Origin of the sequence: Romboutsia sp. 1001713B170131_170501_G6 (assembly GCF_015668195.1) — a bacterium.
In the GTDB taxonomy this organism is placed as follows: domain Bacteria; phylum Bacillota; class Clostridia; order Peptostreptococcales; family Peptostreptococcaceae; genus Romboutsia_C.
This window is the reverse complement of record NZ_JADPFC010000002.1, coordinates 319,487-342,402: the sequence shown is the minus strand read 5'-3', so window position 1 is coordinate 342,402 and position 22,916 is coordinate 319,487. Positions and strand designations below refer to the sequence as shown.

21 protein-coding genes are annotated in these 22,916 nt (G+C 28.5%); 20 read left to right on the top strand and 1 reads right to left on the bottom strand.

The window, feature by feature from the left end:
- Positions 1–26: 26 nt before the first annotated feature.
- The 15 genes from ftsY (at position 27) to I4U89_RS07325 (ending at position 15,341) form a co-directional block, all read left to right on the top strand.
- Positions 27–1,292: a signal recognition particle-docking protein FtsY gene (gene ftsY, locus I4U89_RS07395; RefSeq protein ID WP_195939748.1), complete on the top strand. Its 1,266-nt coding sequence runs from the start codon at positions 27–29 to the stop codon at positions 1,290–1,292.
- A 134-nt stretch (positions 1,293–1,426) separates the two neighbouring features.
- Complete coding sequence (gene ylxM / locus I4U89_RS07390; RefSeq protein ID WP_092924525.1) at positions 1,427–1,795, top strand: YlxM family DNA-binding protein; 369 nt, start codon at positions 1,427–1,429, stop codon at positions 1,793–1,795.
- Entirely contained in the window at positions 1,792–3,144 is a 1,353-nt protein-coding gene (ffh, locus tag I4U89_RS07385; RefSeq protein ID WP_195939747.1) for a signal recognition particle protein, read from the top strand. Before ylxM ends, ffh begins: the two co-directional genes overlap by 4 nt.
- 34 nt (positions 3,145–3,178) lie before the next feature.
- Positions 3,179–3,445, top strand: coding sequence for a 30S ribosomal protein S16 (gene rpsP, locus I4U89_RS07380; RefSeq protein WP_071119726.1), 267 nt, complete (start codon positions 3,179–3,181; stop codon positions 3,443–3,445).
- A 24-nt stretch (positions 3,446–3,469) separates the two neighbouring features.
- Positions 3,470–3,697 (top strand): KH domain-containing protein, encoded by a 228-nt coding sequence (locus I4U89_RS07375; RefSeq protein WP_092924529.1) that lies wholly within the window; start codon positions 3,470–3,472, stop codon positions 3,695–3,697.
- 126 nt (positions 3,698–3,823) lie between these two features.
- Positions 3,824–4,336 carry a ribosome maturation factor RimM gene (rimM, locus tag I4U89_RS07370; protein WP_330615540.1) on the top strand — a complete coding sequence of 171 codons (513 nt, stop codon included), beginning with the start codon at positions 3,824–3,826 and terminating at the stop codon, positions 4,334–4,336.
- Positions 4,337–4,344: 8 nt separating this feature from the next.
- Complete coding sequence (trmD, locus tag I4U89_RS07365) at positions 4,345–5,037, top strand: tRNA (guanosine(37)-N1)-methyltransferase TrmD (protein WP_195939746.1); 693 nt, start codon at positions 4,345–4,347, stop codon at positions 5,035–5,037.
- 98 nt (positions 5,038–5,135) lie between these two features.
- On the top strand, positions 5,136–5,480 hold the full coding sequence (rplS, locus tag I4U89_RS07360; RefSeq protein WP_195939745.1) for a 50S ribosomal protein L19: 345 nt from the start codon (positions 5,136–5,138) through the stop codon (positions 5,478–5,480).
- 318 nt (positions 5,481–5,798) lie between these two features.
- Complete coding sequence (ylqF, locus tag I4U89_RS07355; RefSeq protein ID WP_195939995.1) at positions 5,799–6,695, top strand: ribosome biogenesis GTPase YlqF; 897 nt, start codon at positions 5,799–5,801, stop codon at positions 6,693–6,695.
- Between the two features lie 659 nt (positions 6,696–7,354).
- Positions 7,355–9,427 carry a methyl-accepting chemotaxis protein gene (locus tag I4U89_RS07350; RefSeq protein WP_195939744.1) on the top strand — a complete coding sequence of 691 codons (2,073 nt, stop codon included), beginning with the start codon at positions 7,355–7,357 and terminating at the stop codon, positions 9,425–9,427.
- A gap of 302 nt (positions 9,428–9,729) precedes the next feature.
- Positions 9,730–10,149 carry a MarR family winged helix-turn-helix transcriptional regulator gene (locus I4U89_RS07345; RefSeq protein WP_243279172.1) on the top strand — a complete coding sequence of 140 codons (420 nt, stop codon included), beginning with the start codon at positions 9,730–9,732 and terminating at the stop codon, positions 10,147–10,149.
- A gap of 12 nt (positions 10,150–10,161) precedes the next feature.
- Entirely contained in the window at positions 10,162–11,535 is a 1,374-nt protein-coding gene (locus I4U89_RS07340; protein ID WP_195939742.1) for an MATE family efflux transporter, read from the top strand.
- Between the two features lie 479 nt (positions 11,536–12,014).
- Positions 12,015–13,316, top strand: a complete 1,302-nt coding sequence (brnQ, locus tag I4U89_RS07335) for a branched-chain amino acid transport system II carrier protein (RefSeq protein WP_195939741.1) — start codon at positions 12,015–12,017, stop codon at positions 13,314–13,316.
- A 173-nt stretch (positions 13,317–13,489) separates the two neighbouring features.
- The gene (locus I4U89_RS07330) at positions 13,490–14,257 is read left to right on the top strand and encodes a ribonuclease HII (protein WP_195939740.1); all 768 of its coding nucleotides are present in this window, start codon (positions 13,490–13,492) and stop codon (positions 14,255–14,257) included.
- A 67-nt stretch (positions 14,258–14,324) separates the two neighbouring features.
- Positions 14,325–15,341 (top strand): alpha-hydroxy-acid oxidizing protein, encoded by a 1,017-nt coding sequence (locus tag I4U89_RS07325; RefSeq protein ID WP_195939739.1) that lies wholly within the window; start codon positions 14,325–14,327, stop codon positions 15,339–15,341.
- Between the two features lie 47 nt (positions 15,342–15,388).
- Here the strand turns inward: I4U89_RS07325 and I4U89_RS07320 are convergent, their stop codons facing one another.
- A complete protein-coding gene (locus tag I4U89_RS07320; RefSeq protein ID WP_195939738.1) occupies positions 15,389–16,678 on the bottom strand; it encodes a CapA family protein in 1,290 nt (429 codons plus the stop codon).
- Positions 16,679–16,806: 128 nt separating this feature from the next.
- Here I4U89_RS07320 and I4U89_RS07315 point away from each other — a divergent pair, with 128 nt between their 5' ends.
- From I4U89_RS07315 to codY, 5 genes are all read left to right on the top strand, one after another.
- On the top strand, positions 16,807–17,151 hold the full coding sequence (locus tag I4U89_RS07315; protein WP_195939737.1) for a YraN family protein: 345 nt from the start codon (positions 16,807–16,809) through the stop codon (positions 17,149–17,151).
- Between the two features lie 10 nt (positions 17,152–17,161).
- Positions 17,162–18,697 (top strand): YifB family Mg chelatase-like AAA ATPase, encoded by a 1,536-nt coding sequence (locus I4U89_RS07310; protein WP_195939736.1) that lies wholly within the window; start codon positions 17,162–17,164, stop codon positions 18,695–18,697.
- Between the two features lie 9 nt (positions 18,698–18,706).
- Positions 18,707–19,807 carry a DNA-processing protein DprA gene (dprA, locus tag I4U89_RS07305; RefSeq protein WP_195939735.1) on the top strand — a complete coding sequence of 367 codons (1,101 nt, stop codon included), beginning with the start codon at positions 18,707–18,709 and terminating at the stop codon, positions 19,805–19,807.
- A gap of 28 nt (positions 19,808–19,835) precedes the next feature.
- Positions 19,836–21,944 carry a type I DNA topoisomerase gene (gene topA / locus I4U89_RS07300; RefSeq protein ID WP_195939734.1) on the top strand — a complete coding sequence of 703 codons (2,109 nt, stop codon included), beginning with the start codon at positions 19,836–19,838 and terminating at the stop codon, positions 21,942–21,944.
- Positions 21,945–22,085: 141 nt separating this feature from the next.
- Positions 22,086–22,871: a GTP-sensing pleiotropic transcriptional regulator CodY gene (codY, locus tag I4U89_RS07295; protein ID WP_195939733.1), complete on the top strand. Its 786-nt coding sequence runs from the start codon at positions 22,086–22,088 to the stop codon at positions 22,869–22,871.
- Positions 22,872–22,916: the final 45 nt, after the last annotated feature.

The following is a 22,916-nucleotide window of genomic DNA, read 5'->3' as shown; positions in this document are numbered from 1 at the left end:
TAAAATAACATTTAGGAGGAATATAAGTGTTTAAGAAGTTATTTAATTTTGGAAAGAAAAAAGAAGACAATAAAGATGTTGAAGAATTAGTAAGTGAAGAAAATTTAATTGAAGAAGATATAAAAGAATTAGATCCTATAGAAGAAGCTAATGAAATAAATGAAAAGGCAAATACAGAAGAAATTAAAGTTATAGAAGAAAATAATAAAGAAGATGAAAAAGATTTAGAGAAAGACATTAAAGAAGATATAAAAGATTTAGAAGAAGAATCTATTGAAGAAAAAATAGAAATAGTAGATGAAAATAAAGAAACTAAAGAAGAATCTATTGAAGAAATAGAGGTAGTAGAAGAAGTTCAAAAACAACAAAAAGAAAAGAAAGTTAATTTATTTGATAGATTAAAAGAAGGGTTAACTAAGGCTAAAAAAGGTATAACTGATAGAATAGATGATGTATTAAAATCATATACAAAAGTAGATGAAGAGTTATTAGAAGAATTAGAAGAAATTTTAATAACAGCTGATGTTGGTGTTAATACTACAATGAATATAATAGATAGCCTTAGAGATAAGATAAAGTCTAAAGGTATAACTGACCCTATGGATGTAAGAAATGAACTTAAAATAGTAGTAGAAGAATTACTAGGTGAAGAAAATCAAAAGTTAGATGTTACTCATTCACCTACTATAATACTTATGGTTGGAGTAAATGGTGTTGGGAAAACAACTACTATAGGTAAATTAGCTAATAGATATAAAGCAGAAGGTAAAAAAGTTTTACTTGCAGCAGGTGATACATTTAGAGCTGCAGCTATAGAACAATTAGAAGTATGGGCAAACAGAAGTAATGTAGATATAATAAAGCATCAAGAAGGAGCCGATCCAGGTGCAGTAATATTTGATGCAGTTAAAGCTGCAAAGGCTAGAAAAGTAGATTTATTAATATGTGATACAGCAGGAAGACTTCACAATAAAGCTAACCTTATGAATGAGTTAGGAAAAGTATTTAAAATAGTTGATAGAGAATTCCCAGAAGCTAAAAAAGAAGTATTATTAGTAGTAGATGCAACAACAGGTCAAAATGCAGTAGCACAAGCTAAGACGTTTAAAGAAGTTGCTGATATAACAGGAATAGTATTAACTAAGCTTGACGGTACTGCTAAGGGTGGCGTTGTACTTGCAGTTAAGAGTGAAGTAGATGTACCTGTAAAACTTATAGGTGTAGGAGAAAAGGTAGAAGACTTACAAGATTTTGATGCAAAAGCATTTTCAGATGCATTATTTGGGAACTAAATTAGCAAAAGTAAAATGTCAATAATAAAGCAAAAAATAAACTAATTCTATATTGACAATACTTTATATATGATATAAAATACAATGTGTAAAGTAATTAACCTTTACAGTAATTTACTGGGAAGTGTAAAGAGATGAATATAGAAAAAATGGTTGAGATTGGATTGTTGTTTGAACAATACAAAGAACTACTTACTGATAAACAGCGAGAAATAGTTTCACTTTACTACGAAGAAGACTATTCTCTAGGTGAAATTAGTGAAAATCTGAATGTATCAAGACAAGGAGTATATGATACTCTTAAGCGTTCAGAAAAAATATTAAAAGACTACGAGAGTAAATTAAATTTAGTTCATAAACATAAAGAACAAGAAAATTTTGTAAAAAATATACAAGATAAAATTGTTGACATTAAGCAAAATTTATTGCAAAATAGAGATTGTGCTAATTTAATCCCTAAGCTAGAAAATATAGAAGATGTATGTAGGGAGATGTTAAAATGATATTTGAAGGATTATCAGATAAACTGCAAGGAGCACTTGATAAACTAAAATCTAAAGGTAAATTAACTGAAAAAGATGTAAAAGATGCTATGAGAGAAGTTAAACTTGCTCTTTTAGAGGCTGATGTTAACTTTAAGGTTGTAAAAGATTTTATAAAGAAAGTGCAAGAAAGATGTGTTGGACAAGAAGTTATGCAGAGTTTAACTCCGGCACAACATGTAATAAAAATAGTAAATGAAGAGCTTACAAGCCTAATGGGTGATGTAGCTAGTAAAATAGTAATATCTCCAAAACCACCAACTATAATAATGATGGTAGGTCTTCAAGGTGCAGGTAAAACAACTACATCTGGAAAGCTTGGAGGATATTTCAAAAAACAAGGTAAGAAACCTTTACTTGTTGCCTGTGACGTTTATAGACCAGCGGCTATAAAGCAGTTACAAGTTGTTGGAGAAAAGTTAGATATACCAGTATTCAACATGGGTGATAAGGAAAATCCAGTAAACATAGCAAAAGCAGGATTAAGTCATGCAATAAAAAATAACAATGACTTAGTTATAATAGATACAGCAGGTAGACTTCATATAGATGAAGCATTAATGGATGAGTTAAAATCTATAAAATCTGAAGTTAAACCTCATGAAATACTGTTAGTAGTAGACTCAATGACAGGACAAGATGCAGTTAATGTTGCAGAAAGTTTCAATGAAACTCTTGGCGTGGATGGAGTAATACTAACAAAACTAGATGGAGATACTAGAGGTGGTGCGGCACTTTCAATAAGAGCTGTAACGCAAAAACCTATAAAATTCATAGGTATGGGTGAAAAATTAGATGATTTAGAACCTTTCCATCCAGATAGAATGGCCTCAAGAATATTAGGTATGGGTGATATACTTAGCTTAATAGAAAAGGCACAAGAAAATATTGATTTAGACAAGGCTAAGGAATTAGAAGAAAAGATTAAAAAACAAGAGCTTGATTTTGAAGATTTCTTAGAACAAATGGAGCAAATTCAAAATATGGGTCCTCTTGATAAGATACTAGGTATGATTCCAGGTATGGGTAATATAAAAGACCAACTTGGAGATGTAGATTTAAATGGTAAAGAAATGAAAAGAACTAAAGCCATTGTTCAATCTATGACAAAAGAAGAAAGAAAAGACCCAAGTATACTAAATGCTTCTAGAAAAAGAAGAATAGCTAAAGGTAGTGGAACTACTGTTCAAGATGTAAACAGACTTTTAAAACAATTCAATGAAATGAAGAAGATGATGAAGATGTTTACAGGCTCTCAAAAAAGTATGAAGAAAAGGGGCGGTTTTGCCGGACTTCCTTTCTTTAGATAAATAAGTAAAATAAAAATTTTCGGAGGTGACTGTAATGGCAGTTAAAATAAGATTAAAAAGAATGGGATCAAACAAAAAACCTTTCTACAGAATAGTAGTAGCGGATTCTAGATCTCCAAGAGATGGAAAATTCATAGAAGAAATAGGATACTACAACCCAGTTTCTCAACCAAAGCAAGTTAAAATAAACGATGAGAAAGCTGTTAAGTGGTTATCAAATGGTGCTCAACCAACTGACACTGTAAAGACTTTATTAGTTAACAACGGTGTTATGGAAAAGTTCGAAGCTTCTAAAAAATAATAAGCTTTATTAGGAGATGAGTATATGAAAGAGCTAGTGTTAGAGATAGCTAAAGCTCTAGTTGACAATCCTGAAGCTGTAATAGTTGAAGAAGTCAGACACAATGAGGAAATAACATTAAAACTAAAAGTTTCTCAGGATGACATGGGAAAAGTTATCGGAAAGCAAGGTAGAATAGCTAAGTCTATAAGGACTGTTGTAAAAGCCGTTGCTAACAAAGAGAATGTTAAAGTTTCTCTTGATATAGTTTAAAAGGATTAGGTATATGCCTAATCCTTTTAATGTATTAAGAACTTATAGACTATAGTTTTATGGTGCATAATATATAATAAAATTATAAAAAGAACATATAAAATATTATCTTTAAGGAGAATGATAATGACACAAGTAACACATTTTAAAATAGGAAAAATAGTCAATACACAAGGATTAAAAGGTGAAGTTAGAGTTTATAGTTATACTGATGATATAAATAGATTTGATGATTTAGAAGAATTTTATATAGGAAAAGATAGAGAAAATCCTTTAGAAGTTGAAAGAGTGAGATATAAAGGAAATATGGTAATAATGAAAATAAAAGGTATCGATAGAATAGAAGATGCAGAAAAATTAAGAGATAAATTTATATATGTATCTAGAGAAAATTCTAGAGAGCTTGATGAAGATGAATTTTTTGTAGCTGATATGATAGGAATGGATGTAGAAACTATTGATGGACAGTATATAGGGAAATTAGCAGAAGTTTTACAATATGCTGCTAATGATGTATATGTTGTAAAAGATGAAAATAATAAGGAATATTTAATCCCAGCTGTTATGCAATTTGTACCTACTATAGATATGAATGAAAAGAAAATGATAATAAATCCTATAAAAGGTATGTTAGATTAGGTGATAAAATGAGATTTCATATAATGACATTATTTCCTGATATATTTAACTCTTATATGAGTGAAAGTATAATGAAAAGGGCTATTGAAAAAGAAAAAATAGAAGTATTTATATATAATATTAGAGATTTTTCAAATAGTAAGCATAAAAAAGTAGATGATTACCCATTTGGAGGGGGAGCGGGAATGGTTATGACTCCTCAGCCAATATATGATACATATAAGCATATTATTGATACTCATAATATAAATAATCCTAGAGTCATATATTTAACTCCTAAAGGTAAAGTACATAGCCAGTCTATAGCACAAGAATTTTCTACAAAAGAAGATATAATATTACTTTGTGGGCATTATGAAGGTATAGATCAAAGAATTATAGATTTAATAGTAACAGATGAGATATCTATAGGGGATTATGTATTAACAGGAGGAGAGTTACCAGCTCTTATATTGATAGATTCTATATCAAGATTAATACCAGGGGTACTAAGTCAAAATGAATCTTTTGAAGAAGAATCTTTCAAAGATAATTTACTAGAATACCCTCACTACACTAGACCTAGAGAATTTATGGGGCTAGAAGTGCCAGATGTTTTATTATCTGGAAATCACAAAAATATTGATAATTGGAGACATGAAGAGTCTATAAAAATAACTAAAGAAAGAAGACCAGACTTGTACAAAAAAGCTTGTAAATAAGTTTAAAGTATAGTATAATTTTAAATGTTGAAAAAAACGGGCATTCCTCTGTTACGTTGGTCAGTAATTAAGAATGTCTATGATATCAGGAGGAAAAAATGAACGAAATATTAAGATCATTAGAGCAAGAACAATTAAAGAAAGAAGTTCCTAACTTTGGACCTGGGGACACAGTAAGAGTACACGTTAAAATAGTTGAAGGAAAAAGAGAAAGAATACAAGTATTTGAAGGTGTAGTATTAAAAAGACAAGGTGGAGGAATAAAAGAAACTTTCACTGTTAGAAAAATATCTTTCAACGTTGGTGTAGAAAGAACTTTCCCAGTTCACACTCCAAGAATAGAAAAGATAGAAGTAACTAGAAAAGGTAAAGTAAGAAGAGCTAAGTTAAACTACTTAAGAGGTAGAGTAGGTAAAGCTGCTAAGATAAAAGAAGCTAGATAATTAAACTTTACTATAGATAAAAAGGACTGATTTACAGTCCTTTTTTTATATATAAAATATTATTATACAAGGCACTATAGAAATATCTATAGATTTTTCACATGAGGTTTATGCTGAAGTATGCAGAAATATAATATGTTAGTTTTTTCTATATATATAAAGAGGTTTAAAAAATATATGTTCTAGTTATAATAGAAGTAATGTAGTATCAAATATTAGACAAGCAAATAAAAAAATATTATGGTATAATAGATAAGTTGAAATAAAATGAGCGAATCAATGTATAAAGGAGTGTTAATAATGGCAAGAGGAGATAAAATGAGAGTCGATTATGATGAATATCTAAGAGACGATAATTTACATATAAACTGGTATCCAGGACACATGAAAAAAACTAAGGACTTAGTTAGAGATAATTTAAAGTTAGTAGATGTTGTAGTAGAACTTTTAGATGCTAGAATACCATTTAGTAGTAAAAATCCAGATATAGACAAACTTGCAGGAAATAAGCCAAGAGTTGTTATATTAAATAAAAGTGACTTAGCAGATAGAGCAAAGCTTGATAGATGGATAAAATACTATAAAGAAAAAGGTATAAAAGCTATACCAATAGATACTATTAAAGGTATGGGTCTTAATAAACTAATAGATGAGTGTAAAAATGCAACTAAAGATAAGATGGATGCATTAAAAGAAAAAGGTAGAAAAGAAAGACCTATAAGAATAATGATAGTTGGAGTACCAAATGTAGGTAAATCCTCTATAATAAATAAATTAACAGGTAGAAAAAGTGCAGTGACAGGAGATAAGCCAGGGGTTACTAAAGGTAAACAATGGGTAAGATTAAAAGGAAACTTAGAATTATTAGATACTCCAGGTATACTTTGGCCTAAATTTGAAGATCAAGATGTAGCTCTTAATTTAGCGTTTTGTAGAGCTATAAAAGATGAAATACTAGATATTGATACACTTGCTTTAAGACTTATAGGAAAGCTTATGGATATAGAGCCAGAAAAATTAAAAGCTAGATATAAGCTAGAGGAATTAGGTAATAGCGATATAGAAACTATGGATATGATAGGGCGTAAAAGAGGATTTGTAACAGGAAGAAAAGAGTTAGATTATACTCGTATAGCAACTACTGTATTAAATGAATTTAGAGATGGTAAAATAGGAAAAATAACATTAGAAGTTCCAGAAGATATAAAAAATTAAGGTTCTGTTAGACAATTTCGTGATTAGTATACTTAATTAAAACAAGGTAGAGTAAAAGCTCTACCTTGTTTTAATATCTAATATATTTTTAAGGACTATTATATACATAGCTGTTTCTATTTACTCTTCTGTTAAATTTACTTTAAGCTTATCCATTGATAGAGATATATTTTTGCTTTATGTAGTTTAAAACTTATTAACAATTTCTTTTTAATTTCTATAAATTTACCCACCTATAAATTTAAATTATACAAAATGAGCGAAGCGAATTTTTATTTACTCTTACCACCATATTTGTTTACCCCTTTAAATTTTACCTATAAGCTTTGATTATACTTTATATAGTACTAGGAAAGCTGTACATGTAATTATAAGGTATGTTTTAAATTTTTGTAGTAGAAATAGTCATTAATAAGTCTAAATAAATCATAGAAATGTCCGTATATTAACCATAATATGGAAATTATATTGTAAGGTTTAGCACAAAACAAAATCAACAAATCTTAAATGATTTAATGAGAGTGAATTTTAATATGGAAGGTTTGAGGTGAATAAATTATTTGGAATGAGTATATCTAAAATCTAATGATTTATAATGCAGGATTATTTAATGAGAAGAATGTATGAAAATAAGTGTGACAAGAGGAGGAAAGTAATTAATGGAAACTAAATTATGGCATAAGATAAAAGGTAAAAGTAAAAGCAAAAGTATAAAAACTCAACTGACTTTGATAATAGTATGTTTTTCAGTTATAAGTTGTTTAATTTTAGGTACTGTTACAAGTTACTTAAATTATAAAAGTGCTAACAGCGTATTGTCAAAAACCATAGTAGAAACTACTAAGCAAGCAGCACAAACTGCAACTCAAAAAATTACAAATATAAAAAATGCAACAGTTCAAACGGGTATTATTAAGGAAATTTCAGACCCAAAAGTAAGTAAGGAAGAAAAAGAAAGTATTATAGAGAGACAAGAAAAATTATATGGAATGAAAGTGGGTCAAATAATAGATACAAATGGAAAAGATATTTTTAGTGGAAACGATTACTCTGACAGAGATTACTTTAAAGCTTCTATAAATGGTAAGGCATATTTAGGTAGTCCAGTTCTTAGTAAGGTAACAGGAGAGAATATACTAGTAGTTTCAGCACCTATTTGGGAAAATGGAGTAGAAAATAGTAAAGTTGTGGGAGTCGTAACTTTTGATTTAGATAAAGATTATTTAAATGATATAGTTAGAGGTATAGATATAAGTGAAAATAGTTATGCTTATCTTGTAGATAATCAAGGGACTACGATTGCTCATAGAGATGCAAGTTTAGTCAATGTAAAAAATACTATAAAGGAAGCAGAAAGCAATGAAAGTTTAAAACCTTTTGCACAAGCAGATAAAAAGCTTATCTCAGGAGAAACAGGATTTTCTGATGCAAATTTAAATGGTGAAGATTGGATTTTAGGATATGCCCCAGTAAAAAATAGTAATGGGTGGGGTATGGGTATAATGGTAAACAAAAGTGATTTCCTTGGTGAGATGTACAAATCAATCATATATACAGGAATATTGACTGTAGTAGTTACAGTTTTAGCTATATTTGTGGCTATAAGGTTCTCTAAAAAAATAGGAAATCCATTAAAAGAATGTAGTGAAAGATTAAATAAGTTAGCTCAAGGAGATCTAAACTCAGAAGTGCCAGTTATAGATGAAGACAATGAGATAGGTCTAGTAGCAGATGCTACATATAAAATAGTTAATGATTTTAGAAGTATGATAAATGCTTTAACATATATATTAACAGAAGTTAGTGATGGTAATTTAGATATTCATGTAGATAGCGAAGAATACAAAAGTCTATTTGTAAAGGACTTTGAGCCTATATTAATAGCTTTAAATAAAATAGTATATGACTTAAACAACACTTTAATACAAATAAATGAAGCTGGCGAACAAGTGTCAGTTAGTTCTTATCAATTATCAGAAGGAGCACAAGTACTTTCTCAAGGTACTACAGAACAAGCAAGCTCAATTGAAGAACTTTCAGCAACTATAAATGAAGTTTCATCACAAATAAAAGAAACAGCAAAACAGGCATTAAGAGCAAAAGATATATCTCTAGAAGCAAGTAAGGCAACAGATAAAAGTAAAGAACAAATGAAAGAAATGATTACTGCAATGGATGATATAAATACTACATCAAATGAAATAGGAAATATAATCAAAAATATTGATGATATAGCATTCCAAACAAATATATTAGCACTTAATGCAGCAGTAGAAGCAGCACGTGCTGGAGAAGCGGGTAAAGGATTTGCTGTAGTCGCAGATGAAGTTAGAAATCTTGCTGCTAAATCTGCACAAAGTGCAAAAGATACAGCAGAATTAATTGAAAAATCACTTAAAGCTATAGAAAAGGGGACTATAATAGTTTCGGATACTGCTAAATCTCTTGAAGCAGTAGTTGAAGGTGCTAAAAACTCAGCAAAGGTTATACAGTATATAGCAGATGTAAGTAATGAACAAGCTAATCATATAAGTCAAGTAAATGTTGGTGTTGAACAAATATCTGTAGTTGTACAAACTAACTCAGCAACTGCTGAAGAAAGCGCTGCTGCAAGTGAAGAATTATCTGCACAAGCTCAAATGTTAAAGGAACTTATAGGTAAATTTAATTTAAAAGATGAAGAAAATAAGTACTTTGACGGAAAAATATCATTTAATAATGAAGAATTTTAATCAATAAATCATAGGACATTTAATATTTTATATAATATAAAATAGAAGCTTAAAATATTTGCTTAAATAAAAAGTTGCTCCCTTAAATTTAAAGGAGCAACTTTTTATTTTAATTAGGCTATATTAAAGAACTATGTGATAATTTAACATAAAAATAATTATAAATAGTGGTATTTTTAATTGCAATCAAAGTTAAAAAAATACATAATAAAATAGTTGCAATAACAACTAAAATGAGCTATACTAATATAGTTGTCTATGCAACTACTCTAAAATATGTGTTATATTTAGGTGGTGATTTTTTGGGTAAAAAACGAGAATATATAGGTAGATATATATCTCAAATATATAGAAAAGGTAATTCATTTATATCAAAGGGATTGAATGAGTTAGGAATAGGTTCTGGTCAAGTTATGTTTTTATTAGAACTTTATAGAGAGGATGGTAGAAATCAGGAAGAACTATCAGATGTGTTAAATATAGATAAAGGAACTACTGCAAGAGCTATAAAAAAGCTAGAAGAACAAGGTTTTTTAATAAGAGAAAAGAACATAGATGATAAAAGAGCCTATAAGGTTTACTTAACAGATAAGAGCAAAGACTTAAAAAATGATATTTATGCAATAATGTCTAGTTGGGAAGAGGTTATAACGTCTAACTTAGACAAAGAAGAATTAGAAAATATAATTATATTATTAAAAAGAATATGTAGTGCAATATAAAGGAGGGAAATTATGAAAAATGAACAAATACTAGGAACAGAGTCCATTGGTAAATTATTATTAAAATACTCAGTTCCAGCTATTATAGGTATGATGGTAAATGCACTTTACAATGTAGTAGATAGGATATTTATAGGTAATATACCAGGTGTTGGACCATTAGCTATAACTGGTGTTGGAGTATGTCTTCCTATAATGACTATAATGTTAGCTTTTGCAATGTTGGTAGGTATAGGAGCTACTACTAATATATCTATAAAATTAGGTAAAGGGAAAAAAGAAGATGCAGAAAAAATTATAGGAAATAGTATAACTTTATCAATAATAATAGGATTATTAATAAGTGTATTTGGCATAGTATTTGGAGATCAAATACTTAGAATATTTGGTGCAAGTAGTAGTACAATTGGTTATGCGAAATCATATATATATATAATTTTAGGTGGTACTATATTTAATGTACTAGCGTATACATTAAACAATACCATCAGAGGTGATGGAAATCCAAAACTTGCAGCATTAATAATGATAGTAGGATGTATGACAAATATAGTTTTAGACGCAGTATTAATATTTGGGTTTAAACTAGGTATACAAGGAGCAGCTATTGCCACAGTAACATCTCAAATAGTAACTGCTTTATGGGGTCTTATGTATTATGCAAGAGGTAAATCTAATCTAAAGTTTCATAAGTCTAGTTTAAAGCTAGATAAACATTTAGTTGAAATAATATTTGCTATAGGATCAGCACCTTTTGCTATGCAGCTTGCTACAAGTTTAGTTCAAGTTATATCAAATAATGCTTTAAAGATTTATGGGGGAGATTTAGCTATAGGTGCTATGGCTACAATATCGTCTATATCAATGATATTCTTAATGCCAATATTTGGTCTTAATCAAGGTGCTCAACCGATAATAGGATTTAATTTTGGTGCAAGAAAATATAAAAGAGCAAATAAAGCTTTTAAGATATCTGCATTAATATCTATATTTATATTAACTGCAGGATGGATATTAATACAAACTATCCCAGATGTTATAGTAGGAATGTTTAATAAAGATCCTAAGCTTATGGAAGTATCAATTAATGGAGCTAAAATATATCTGTTAATGATACCTATAATAGGAATATCTATAACAGGATCAAACTATATACAATCTATAGGTAAGGCTAAAATAGCAATGTTCTTAAGTTTACTTAGACAATTTATATTACTTATGCCTATGATTATGATTCTTCCAAAATTCTTTGGATTAGATGGGGTTTGGTATGCTCAACCAGTAGCAGATTTTCTAGCAACTGCAATAACAGCATTTGTTTTATATAGAGAATTAAAGGCAGAAAAAGAAGATGAAAAAGTACACAAACAAGAAGCTGTAGTTTAATGAAAAAGCATAGATAATTATCTATGCTTTTTTTACATTCTTCTAGATATTTTTATACAAAATAATAAAAAAATTTAGAAATATAAAATAATGCTCAAACTATTGAAAATAGTAAGAAAACGTTATTAAAATATAGTTGTAAAAAATAGAATAGTTAGAAAAATAACAAAAATGAATTGACAGTATTAAACCATATATTGTAAAATTTAAATAAGATTAAAAAAAATACTGAAAATATTGAAAAGAGTAATAAAAAATATGAAATAGGGAAAGATATTTGTAGAAAAATAATACAATATAAAGCAAAAATGAAAATATACAGAATATTTAAAAAAGTTAGTATATTTTAAATATTGTTGACGTTTTGAAAATAAAGATGTTATACTTAATTCGAAATATTAAATAATTTATTAATATAAAAATAATTTAATATTTAAACTTATCTATGTAAATTCGAAGGAATTTAAGGGGGCGTTAATATGAACAAAACAACTAAAGATGTAGTAGTTGTAGGATTTGCACTATTTGCCATGTTCTTTGGAGCAGGAAACCTAATATTCCCTCCATATTTAGGAGTAATATCAGGATCTAGTTGGCTAATAGGATTTGTAGCATTTATACTAGCCGATGTAGGACTTGCATTACTTGCAGTAACAGCATCAGCAAAGTGTAATGGAGAAGTAAGTAAAGTTCTGGGAAGATCAGGAAAAACATTGGCAATAGTTTTAGGTTCGGCTATAATGATATGTCTTGGACCATTATTAGCAATACCAAGAACAGCGGCGACAACTTTCGAAATGGGAGTTCAACCTTTAGTTAGTGGATTTAATCCGGTATTATTCTCAGTAATATTCTTTGCTATTACATTTGTACTAACTATAAAGCCATCAAAAGTTGTAGACATAATAGGCCAGTTTTTAACACCAGCATTATTAGTAGCTTTAGGTGTTTTAATAGTTAAAGGTATAATATCTCCATTAGGCGAAATAAATCCAACTCCTATGATTGATGGGGTATTTGCCGAAGGAGTTAAGCAAGGATATCAAACAATGGATGCATTAGGTGCAGTAGCACTTTCAACTGTTGTAATAAGATCTCTTGTAAATAAAGGATATACAGAAGAAAGTCAAAAAATTAAGTTAACATTAAAAGCAGGGATGGTTGCAGCTTTAGGTCTATGTTTAGTATATGGAGGACTAACATATCTTGGAGCTACAGTTTCTAAAATATATGGAGTAGATGTATCTCAAACATCTTTAATAGTAGAGATGACTGCATCTTTACTTGGACAACCAGGAAAAATAATATTAGCACTTATAGTAGGTTTAGCATGTTTAACTACAGCTATAGGTCTTACATCAGCTACTGCTCAATACTTTGAAAAAATAACTAATGGAAGATTAAAATATGAAGTTATAGTTACAGTAGTTTGTATATTTAGTGCAATAGTTTCAAACTTTGGAGTAAGTACAATAATACAATTCTCAGCTCCAATATTAGATATGATATACCCAGCAACAGTTGTATTAGTTATAATGACAATATTCGGTAAAAGAATTAAAAATGATAATGCATTTAAAGGTGCTGCATATGCTGCATTACTTATAAGTGTATTAACTGTTGCTAACTCAATGGGAATATCAATACCAATTGTAACAAAATTACCTTTTGCACCGTTAGGATTTAACTGGATAGTTCCAGTATTAATAGGAGCATTAGTAGGGAACTTTATACCATCATCTAAAGATTTATCAAGTGCTGATATTAATAGAGTTGGATAAAATAAAAAATCGTTGGTTTAATTACCAACGATTTTTTATTTTATAAATATACAAACAATGAATTATATTATAGTTTATAAAATATATGTTAATATATTAATAGAAGAAAATAAAATATACATTTATTTATGTATATATAAATAGACAATATAAAGTAATCCAAGGAGAAATTTATGAAAGATAAAAGTGTAAAAGAAATTAAGGAAATAATAGAAAATATAAGTACTGATGAATATATGAAATATATAGAAATTTTGAAAATAGATGAGAGAAAATCAGTTCAAAGTTTAGCTGTAAAAATGGCAAAAAAATTAGATGCTATAAGAAGAGAAGAAGAGAGATTAGAAAAAATAAATGAATTTGAGAGTGAAGGTTATAAAAAAGGGTATGTATATATAGGTGGTATAGATGAAGCAGGACGTGGTCCATTAGCAGGGCCTGTAGTAGCTAGTGTTGTAGTATTTAAGCAAGGAACTAAGATAGAAGGAATAAATGATTCTAAGAAGCTAAGTGAAGCTAAAAGAGAAGAGTTATTTGATATAATAAAAAAGGAAGCTCTAGATTATGGTATAGGAATAGTGAATAATGAAGAGATAGACGAATTTAATATACTAAATGCAACTTACATGGCTATGAAAAAAGCCTTAAATTGCTTAAAGAAAAGTCCAGACTATCTATTAATAGATGCAGCTACTATACCAGGAGTAGATATTGCTCAAAATCCTATAATAAAAGGAGATTCAAAATCTATATCAATAGCTGCAGCAAGTATATTAGCAAAGGTCACAAGAGACAATTTAATGTATCAGTATGATGAAATGTATCCTGAATATGGATTTAAAGGGCATAAAGGATATGGAACAAAAGAACATTATGAAGCTATAGAAAAACATGGTATAACTCCTATACATAGAAAGAGTTTTCTAAAAAATGTGCTATAATTAATAAAAATAAAAAAGTACCATAAACTATAAAGAAACTATACAATTTAAGATGGGGGAAGTTAAGATGAATTTTAAAGAACTAGAAAAAAATGCTAGAGAAAAATTTAATGGAAGCTGTAGAGTTTGTAAAGTTTGTAATGGTGTAGCCTGTGCAGGGGAAGTGCCTGGTATGGGCGGTAAGGGAAGCGGATCAGCTTTCATTGAAAATTATAAGAGTTTAGAAAAAGTTAAGATAAATATGAGGGTAGTACACAATGTGTGTAATCCTGATACTAGTGTAGAGTTATTTGGCCAAAAAATGGATGCTCCAATATTTGCTGCACCAATTACAGGAACAACTTTAAATATGGGTGGTCAAATATCAGAAAGAGAATACATAGAACCTGTAGTTAAAGGATGTATTGATTCAGGAGTATATGCTATGGTAGGGGATACTGCTATAGATGAATTTTTAATAGAGAACTTAAAAGTACTTAAAGAAAATAATGGTAAAGGTATAGTGTTTATAAAGCCTTGGGAAAATCATGATATAATAAATAAAATAAAACTTGCAGAAGAAGCAGGAGCAATAGCAGTAGGTGTAGATATTGATGCATGTGGCCTTGTAACACTTTCAATGCATGGTAAAAAGGTTGTACCAAAAGATTTAAATGCTATAAAAGAACTTAAAAAGTCTACAAATTTACCATTTATATTAAAAGGTATAATGACGGTTGAAGATGCTTTAATGGCAGTAGAAGCCGGAGTTGATGCAATAGTTGTATCTAATCATGGTGGTAGAGTTTTAGACTGTACTCCTGGAGCAGCAGATGTACTTCCTAATATATCTAAGGCAGTAAAAGGAAAAATAACTATACTTGTAGATGGTGGGGTTAGAAGTGGTGTAGATGTTCTTAAGCTGATAGGATTAGGAGCAGATGCAGTGCTTATAGGAAGACCATTTGTAACAGCATCTTTTGGAGGTCAGACAGAAGGTGTTAAATCTTATGTAGAAAAACTTAAAAATGAATTAAGTTCAACTATGATATTAACAGGATGTCAAAATATAGATGATATAGATGAAAAGGTTATATATAAATAGATATAAAAATAAAAGTCTTTCCTAATAATTAGGAGAGACTTTTATTTTTACTCAAAAATATTTTGTGGAACTTTAATTATATCTGAAGTTTTTATTTGAGATACTGTACTTTCATAAGAAAGTTTTAGTCTTTCCATAGGTAGATTATCAATTTTAGAGAGTTGTTCTTTAGAGTATATTGGAATTATTTCATAAACATCCTTGTTAGAGTCTTTATATTTGTTAACCCAAGTTGGAATACAATTTACTGATGATATTAAGGTTTGATTTTTTGTATGATCTTTAGTAAGTTCAATAGATACCATAAGACCATCTTCTGTGTAAGGTGTGTTTAAAAGTTCTTGTCTTTGATTTGATATGAAGTTTCCTAAAGAATATATAACTAAAGTATTGGTATTATTATCTTTAGATTGTATTATTTCTACAGGTTGTACAACATGAGGATGAGAACCTATTATTATATCTACTCCATAATCACATAGTTTTTGAGCTAACTCTTTTTGAAATTTACTAGGAGTTCTTTGATATTCATTACCCCAATGTAAAACAGCTATTTGTGTATCTGTATCTTTAACTTTATCTAGTTCTTTTTTTATAGTATTAAAAGCTTTGTTAACATCATACATGTCAAATATGTTCATATTATCTTTAGATTCATCTGATATTTTCATTCCATTTAAATATTTGTTATCATCTATTATTTCACCATAGCTAAATGCAATTATACCTAAAGATATATCATTTATTTCTTTTATAATGTGCTTATTCTCATTTTTATTAGAGGTTCCTATAGTTTCTATTTCTTTTTCTTTACAGACCCTTAATGTTCTTTTAACACCTAAATCACCTTTGTCAAAAGAGTGATTATTAATGGTAGATAAAATATCAATACCTGCATATTTTAAACTATCTATAATAGCGTCAGGGGTGTTAAAAGTAGGATAAGATGAATAAGGTATTGATGCACCAGCTAAAGTAGTTTCTAGATTAGCTATTGATAAGTTGGTATTTTCTAAGATATGTTTTACGTGTTTAAAATTATTATTAAAATTGTATGCATTAGATGAATTATTGTACTGAGCTTTAAGTTGAGGCATATGGGTCATGATATCTCCTGCGGTGCTTAAGGTGAGAGTCGAAGTTTTTTTATATGAAGATAATGCTTGTACATCCTTAAGATTATTTGACATAGTATTATTGCTTTTTTGATTATTACCATATGTGAATATAAAAAATGAAGAAATCAATATAAAAAGAAAAGAAGATAAAAAGATAATTCTATTTTTTAATAATCTTTTCTTTTTCTTTTTATAAATAAGTCTTTTAGACCTAGACATTAAAATCCCCCCTCTACAAGTAATATTAGTAGCAACTTATAAAAAATTCAATCAAAAAAGTAAAAAGTAGTATACATAAATATATAGGAGGATATAATTACAAAAAAGTTTTTGAATTAGGAGAAGCTATGAATAATAAGGAAAAAGGTAATTTAGGAGAAAAAATAGCTTATAAATATTTAATACAAAAAGGATTTAAGGTATTAGATACTAATTATAGAATAAGAAGTGGAGAAGTAGATATAATAGCAAAGTTTGAAGATGAACTAGTATTTGTGGAAGTTAAATCAAGAATGGATTTAAGGTTTGGACATGGAAGAGATGCAATAAATAATAAAAAAATAAAAAAGATAACAAATACAGCAAAACATTATATATTTGCAAAAAAATTTTATGATAGTAAAATTCGATTTGATGTTATAGAAGTATATTTTATGGATAAAAAGATTAACCATATAGAAAATGCTTTTTAGAGGAGTTAAAATGCTAAGTATTATAAATTCAAGTAATTTAATAGGTATAGAATCTTTTATTGTTAAAGTGGAAGTTGATATACAAAATGGTATACCTTGTTTTAATATTGTAGGTCTTGCAGGAGTAGAAATAAAAGAATCTAGAGATAGGGTTAAATCAGCAATAATAAATAGTGGGTATAAGTTTTTAAATTCTAGGATAGTAATAAATTTATCTCCTGCAGATATGAAAAAAGAAGGTGCTTATTTTGATTTGCCAATAGCCATTGGAATACTCAAAAATCTTATAAAAAAAGATGATGAGTATTTAAATGATAGTTTGTTTATAGGTGAATTATCTTTAGATGGAAATATAAGGAAAGTTAAAGGAATACTTCCTATGGTTATAGGGGCTAAAGAAAATAAAATAAAAAGAGTATTTATACCTAAAGATAATATATTAGAAAGTTCTTTTATTGATGGTATAGATATAATACCTATTAGCAGTCTAAAAGAATGTATAGACTATTTAAATGGTGATATAGATATAGATAAAGAGGCAATTATAAAAACTAAAAAACAAGACACAAAAGAAAATATAGATTATGATGAAGACTTTAAAGATGTTTATGGTAATTATTTTGTAAAAAGAGCAGCAGAAATATCAGCAGCAGGAAATCACAATATGCTAATGATTGGTCCTCCAGGTTCGGGAAAAACTATGATAGCAAAAAGAATAAGAACAATTCTTCCGAAAATTCAAAAAGATGAAATGTTAGAAGTTACTAAAATTTATAGTGCATGTGGAATGACTTCTGATAATGAAGGTATTATTACAAAAAGACCTTTTAGATCACCACACCACACTTCAACTAGGCAAGCATTAATAGGAGGGGGCCAAAAAGCAACTCCAGGTGAAATTGTTTTATCTCATAGAGGAGTATTATTTCTAGATGAAATAGCTGAATTTGATAGAAAAATACTTGAAACATTAAGACAACCTATAGAAGATAAAGTCATTAATATATCTAGAGTAAAGCAAAATATAACCTACCCTTGTAATGTACTTTTAGTAGGTGCTATGAACCCTTGTCCTTGTGGATATTTTATGTCGGATAAGGAGTGTAGGTGTAAAAAAATTGACATAGATAGATATATAAATAAATTGTCAGGTCCATTATTAGATAGATTCGATATATTTGTAGAAGTTAATTCAATACCGTATGATGAACTAATTAAAAGTGATAGTTCACAAAATTCTGATATTATAAGAGATAGAGTGGAGAAAGCAAGAATTATTCAAAATAAGAGATTTGAGAATGATTCAATTAAAACTAACGATGAGATAAAATCATCAAAGTTACTAGACTATTGTAAGTTAGAAAGTGATGGTTTAAATACATTAAACCTAATACTAGAAAAATATAAATTAAGCAACAGAAGTTATACTAAACTATTAAAAGTATCGAGAACTATAGCAGACTTAGAAGAAAGTGAAAATATAAATTCAAATCATATAATGGAAGCTTTCTCATTTAGGAAAGCTTATTACACATATTTTAAATAGGAGACTCATATGGATAAAAAAGATGCTTATTTATGGCTAAGATCAATAGATAAGATAAGTAATAATGTAATAGATAAAATACTTCAAAATGGATTAAAAGTAGAAGATATAATTAATTTAAGTGACAAAGAAATATATGAAATTGAAAATATAAATTTAAATATTAAGGAAAATATAGTAAAATATAAAAGTCTTGCTTATTTAGATGATATAAAAGAAAAATTAAGACATAGAAACATAAAATATGTAAGTATAGAAGATGATCATTACCCAAGTAGGCTAAAAAATATATATAATGCACCAAAATTATTATACTATAAAGGAAATATAAATATACTAAATGAGGGATTATCAATTGCCATGGTTGGATCAAGAAAAGCAACTGCATATGGTAAACACTGTGCGACAACAATTAGCAGTAAACTATCAGAAATGAATATAAATGTAGTTAGCGGATTAGCTACTGGTATAGACTCATACTCTCATATGGGTTGTATAAAAGGTGGTGGAAAAACGGTTGCTGTAATAGGTTCATCTGTGGATAATATTTTACCAAGAAAAAATTTATATTTGAGTAAAGAAATACTAGAAAATGATGGACTTATAATATCTGAATATGGTATAGATTCTAAAGTCTATCCAAGTAATTATGTACATCGAAATAGAATTATAAGTGGAATAAGTCATGGAGTTATAGTGGTTGAAGCTGCCATAAAAAGTGGAGCATTAATAACTGCAGATTTTGCATTAGAACAAGGAAGAGAAGTATTTTCTATACCAGGAAGTATACATTCTGCCATGAGTGAAGGATGCCATAAAATAATCAAAGAAGGTGCAAAGCTTGTATGCAGTATAGAAGATATTTTAGAAGAATATAAAATTATTAATGATAAAAATAAAGAAAATTTAAAAAAGTATGATAATATTAATCTAGATAAGAAATCTCGTATTATAATAAATACTATAAAAAATAAAGGAACCTTGCATATAGATGAAATTTGTGATAATACTAGAATGGATATAAAATATGTAAATATAATTTTAAATGAATTAGTATTAAGAGATATTTTAGTACAGATTAATAATAATAGATATATTTTAAATTCATAAATAACATAAAAAGTGGGGGTGTGTGGTTATGGCCAAAACATTAGTCATCGTTGAGTCGCCTGCTAAAGCTAAAACGATAGAGAAATTTTTAGGGAAGAGCCATTATACGGTAAAAGCTTCGGTCGGTCATGTAAGAGATTTACCTAAAAGTAAATTAGGTGTAGATATAGAAAATGATTTTGATCCTCAGTATATAAATATAAGAGGAAAAGGCGACGTAATAAAGGAACTTAAAAAAGAAGCAAAAAAATCTAAGAAAGTATATTTAGCAACCGACCCTGATAGAGAGGGTGAAGCTATATCTTGGCATTTAGCTCATATATTAAATCTAGATGAAAATGAACAGTGTAGGATAGAATTTAATGAGATAACTAAAGATGCAATAAAAAAGGCTATAAAGAGTCCTAGAAATATTGATTTAAGTCTAGTAGATGCACAACAAGCTAGAAGGGTTTTAGATAGACTTTTAGGTTATCAAATAAGTCCAATACTTTGGCAAAAAATAAGAAAAGGTCTTAGTGCAGGTAGAGTTCAATCAGTAACAACAAAATTAATATGCGACAGAGAAAAAGAAATAAATGCATTTATACCAAAAGAATATTGGACATTAGAGCTAGATGCAAAAACAGAAAAAAATGAAGATATTAATTTTAAATTTCATTCAAAGAAAAATGAAAAGATAGAAATTGAAAATGAAGAGATGATAAATAATATCTTAGATGATATAAAAGGCAAGAAACTAAATGTAGTATCCATAGAATCTAAGAGTAGAAAAAAATCAGCACCAAAGCCGTTTACTACTAGTATGCTTCAACAAGAAGCTGCAAATAAACTATCTTTTACAACTAAAAAAACTATGAGTATAGCACAAGAGTTATATGAAGGTATAGATATAGAAAAGGAAACTGTTGGTCTTATATCATATATAAGAACAGATTCTAAGAGAATATCAGAAGAAGCTAAAGAAAAAGCTAAAGATTATATCTTAGGTGAAATAGGTGAAAATTATTATAAAAATGTAGAAGATAAGAAAGATAAAAAAGAAAGTAAAAAAGTTCAGGATGCACATGAAGCTATAAGGCCTACATATGTAGACAAGACTCCAAATAGTATAAAAGAATATCTTACTAAAGATCAATTTAAGTTGTATAACTTAATATGGAGAAGATTTGTTGCAAGTCAAATGGAAGACTCTGTATTTGATATATTAAATGTAGAGTGCAAAATAGATGATTATATATTTAAGGCTACAGGATCAAAATTAAAATTTGACGGATATACAAAAATATATAACTTTACTGATAGAGAAGATAAAATATTACCAACTATAAATGAAGGTGATATATTAGATATAGAAGATATAATACCAACTCAACACTTTACTCAGCCACCTGCTAGATTTACAGAGGCAAGCTTAGTAAAAACATTAGAAGAATTAGGTATAGGTAGACCAAGTACATATGCGCCTACTATAGCAACTATACTAAATAGAGAGTATGTTGAAAAACAAGGTACAAGTTTACATCCTACAGAATTAGGGATAATAGTCACAGACATACTAGAAAAAAACTTCCAAAAGTTTATAGATGCCGATTTTACTGCTCAAATGGAAAGTAAACTAGATGAAATAGAAGAAGGGCATATGGAGTGGAAAGATGTAGTTAAAGAATCTTATGAACCACTAAAAGAAGCTATAGAAATAGCTAAAGAAAGTATAGAAAAGATAAACATGGATGAGGAAACAGATGAAGTCTGTGAAAACTGTGGAGAAAAGATGTTTATAAAATACGGTAGATTTGGAAAATTCATAGCATGTAAAAACTATCCAGAGTGTAAAACTACAAAACCATTAGTTAATAAAATAGGCGTAAAATGCCCTAAGTGTCATGAAGGAGATATTATTCTTAGAAAATCTAAAAGAGGTAAAGCATTTTATGGTTGCTCTAAGTATCCAGAGTGTGACTTTGTAGCATGGAACAAACCAACAGGAGAACTATGTTCAGAATGTGGGTCATATATGGTAGAAAAGGCTACAAAAGGTGAAATTAAAGTTGTATGTTCTAATAAAGAATGTAAGAATTTAAATAATAAAGAAAACGATAATATAAAAACAACGAATGAAAATAGCGAAAATTAGAAAAATAAGGTCTATTATATTGAAAAAGGTTTGATTTTGTGATAATATTCTATTGCATAATGCGTATTAATGATAAAAAATTTAGATAGATGAATAGGGAAAAGCTGAAAAAGGCTGATTTTCATGAGGAGATGAATTATAATGGCGAGTGAAGTATTACAAAAAACTAGAAGGATAAATAAAACGTTACAAACAAGTGGTGGCAGTAATGTTTCTTTTGACTTATTAGCTGGAGCATTAGGTGAGGTGTTAAGTGCAAATATATACATACTAAGCTCTAAAGGTAAAGTATTAGGCTTATTCCTAAATGATGAAAAAGATAGTTCGGTAGTAGAAGAAGAAGGGACAAGACAAAAAAAATTCCCAGAAGAGTATACTAAGAATATGTTAAAAGTATCTGATACATTAGAGAACTTAACAGGAGAAAAATTATTAGAGTTCTTCCCACTAGAAGCGGAAAGAGCACAAAAGTATAATACAATAGTTCCTATATTAGGAAGTGGACAAAGATTAGGTACATTACTTATATCGAGGTATGATGAAAAGTTTAATGATGATGATTTAGTTATAGCAGAGTATAGTGCTACGGTAGTAGGGCTTGAAATATTAAGAGCTATAGGTGAAGAATTAGAAGTAGAAATGAGAAAGAAAGCGGTAGTACAAATGGCTATAGGTACTTTATCTTATTCAGAACTTGAAGCTGTAGAGCATATATTTGAAGAATTAGATGGTAAAGAAGGTTTATTAGTAGCTAGTAAAATAGCTGATAGAGTTGGTATAACAAGATCAGTTATAGTAAATGCACTTAGAAAATTTGAAAGTGCTGGAGTAATTGAATCTAGATCATTAGGTATGAAGGGGACACATATAAAAATACTTAATGATAAGCTTATAGAAGAGTTAAAGAAATTAAAATCAAATTACTAATAATAAAGGTATCTATAAATATTATAGATACCTTTATTTAATACA

What these genes read in the sequence shown, in the direction of transcription:
- ylxM (WP_092924525.1), top strand. Translation starts at nt 1,427, where the DNA reads ATGAATATAGAAAAAATGGTTGAGATTGGATTGTTGTTTGAACAATAC.
- ffh (WP_195939747.1), top strand. Translation starts at nt 1,792, where the DNA reads ATGATATTTGAAGGATTATCAGATAAACTGCAAGGAGCACTTGATAAA.
- rpsP (WP_071119726.1), top strand. Translation starts at nt 3,179, where the DNA reads ATGGCAGTTAAAATAAGATTAAAAAGAATGGGATCAAACAAAAAACCT.
- I4U89_RS07375 (WP_092924529.1), top strand. Translation starts at nt 3,470, where the DNA reads ATGAAAGAGCTAGTGTTAGAGATAGCTAAAGCTCTAGTTGACAATCCT.
- rimM (WP_330615540.1), top strand. Translation starts at nt 3,824, where the DNA reads ATGACACAAGTAACACATTTTAAAATAGGAAAAATAGTCAATACACAA.
- trmD (WP_195939746.1), top strand. Translation starts at nt 4,345, where the DNA reads ATGAGATTTCATATAATGACATTATTTCCTGATATATTTAACTCTTAT.
- rplS (WP_195939745.1), top strand. Translation starts at nt 5,136, where the DNA reads ATGAACGAAATATTAAGATCATTAGAGCAAGAACAATTAAAGAAAGAA.
- ylqF (WP_195939995.1), top strand. Translation starts at nt 5,799, where the DNA reads ATGAGAGTCGATTATGATGAATATCTAAGAGACGATAATTTACATATA.
- I4U89_RS07350 (WP_195939744.1), top strand. Translation starts at nt 7,355, where the DNA reads ATGGAAACTAAATTATGGCATAAGATAAAAGGTAAAAGTAAAAGCAAA.
- I4U89_RS07340 (WP_195939742.1), top strand. Translation starts at nt 10,162, where the DNA reads ATGAAAAATGAACAAATACTAGGAACAGAGTCCATTGGTAAATTATTA.
- brnQ (WP_195939741.1), top strand. Translation starts at nt 12,015, where the DNA reads ATGAACAAAACAACTAAAGATGTAGTAGTTGTAGGATTTGCACTATTT.
- I4U89_RS07330 (WP_195939740.1), top strand. Translation starts at nt 13,490, where the DNA reads ATGAAAGATAAAAGTGTAAAAGAAATTAAGGAAATAATAGAAAATATA.
- I4U89_RS07325 (WP_195939739.1), top strand. Translation starts at nt 14,325, where the DNA reads ATGAATTTTAAAGAACTAGAAAAAAATGCTAGAGAAAAATTTAATGGA.
- I4U89_RS07320 (WP_195939738.1), bottom strand. Translation starts at nt 16,678, where the DNA reads ATGTCTAGGTCTAAAAGACTTATTTATAAAAAGAAAAAGAAAAGATTA.
- I4U89_RS07315 (WP_195939737.1), top strand. Translation starts at nt 16,807, where the DNA reads ATGAATAATAAGGAAAAAGGTAATTTAGGAGAAAAAATAGCTTATAAA.
- I4U89_RS07310 (WP_195939736.1), top strand. Translation starts at nt 17,162, where the DNA reads ATGCTAAGTATTATAAATTCAAGTAATTTAATAGGTATAGAATCTTTT.
- dprA (WP_195939735.1), top strand. Translation starts at nt 18,707, where the DNA reads ATGGATAAAAAAGATGCTTATTTATGGCTAAGATCAATAGATAAGATA.
- topA (WP_195939734.1), top strand. Translation starts at nt 19,836, where the DNA reads ATGGCCAAAACATTAGTCATCGTTGAGTCGCCTGCTAAAGCTAAAACG.
- codY (WP_195939733.1), top strand. Translation starts at nt 22,086, where the DNA reads ATGGCGAGTGAAGTATTACAAAAAACTAGAAGGATAAATAAAACGTTA.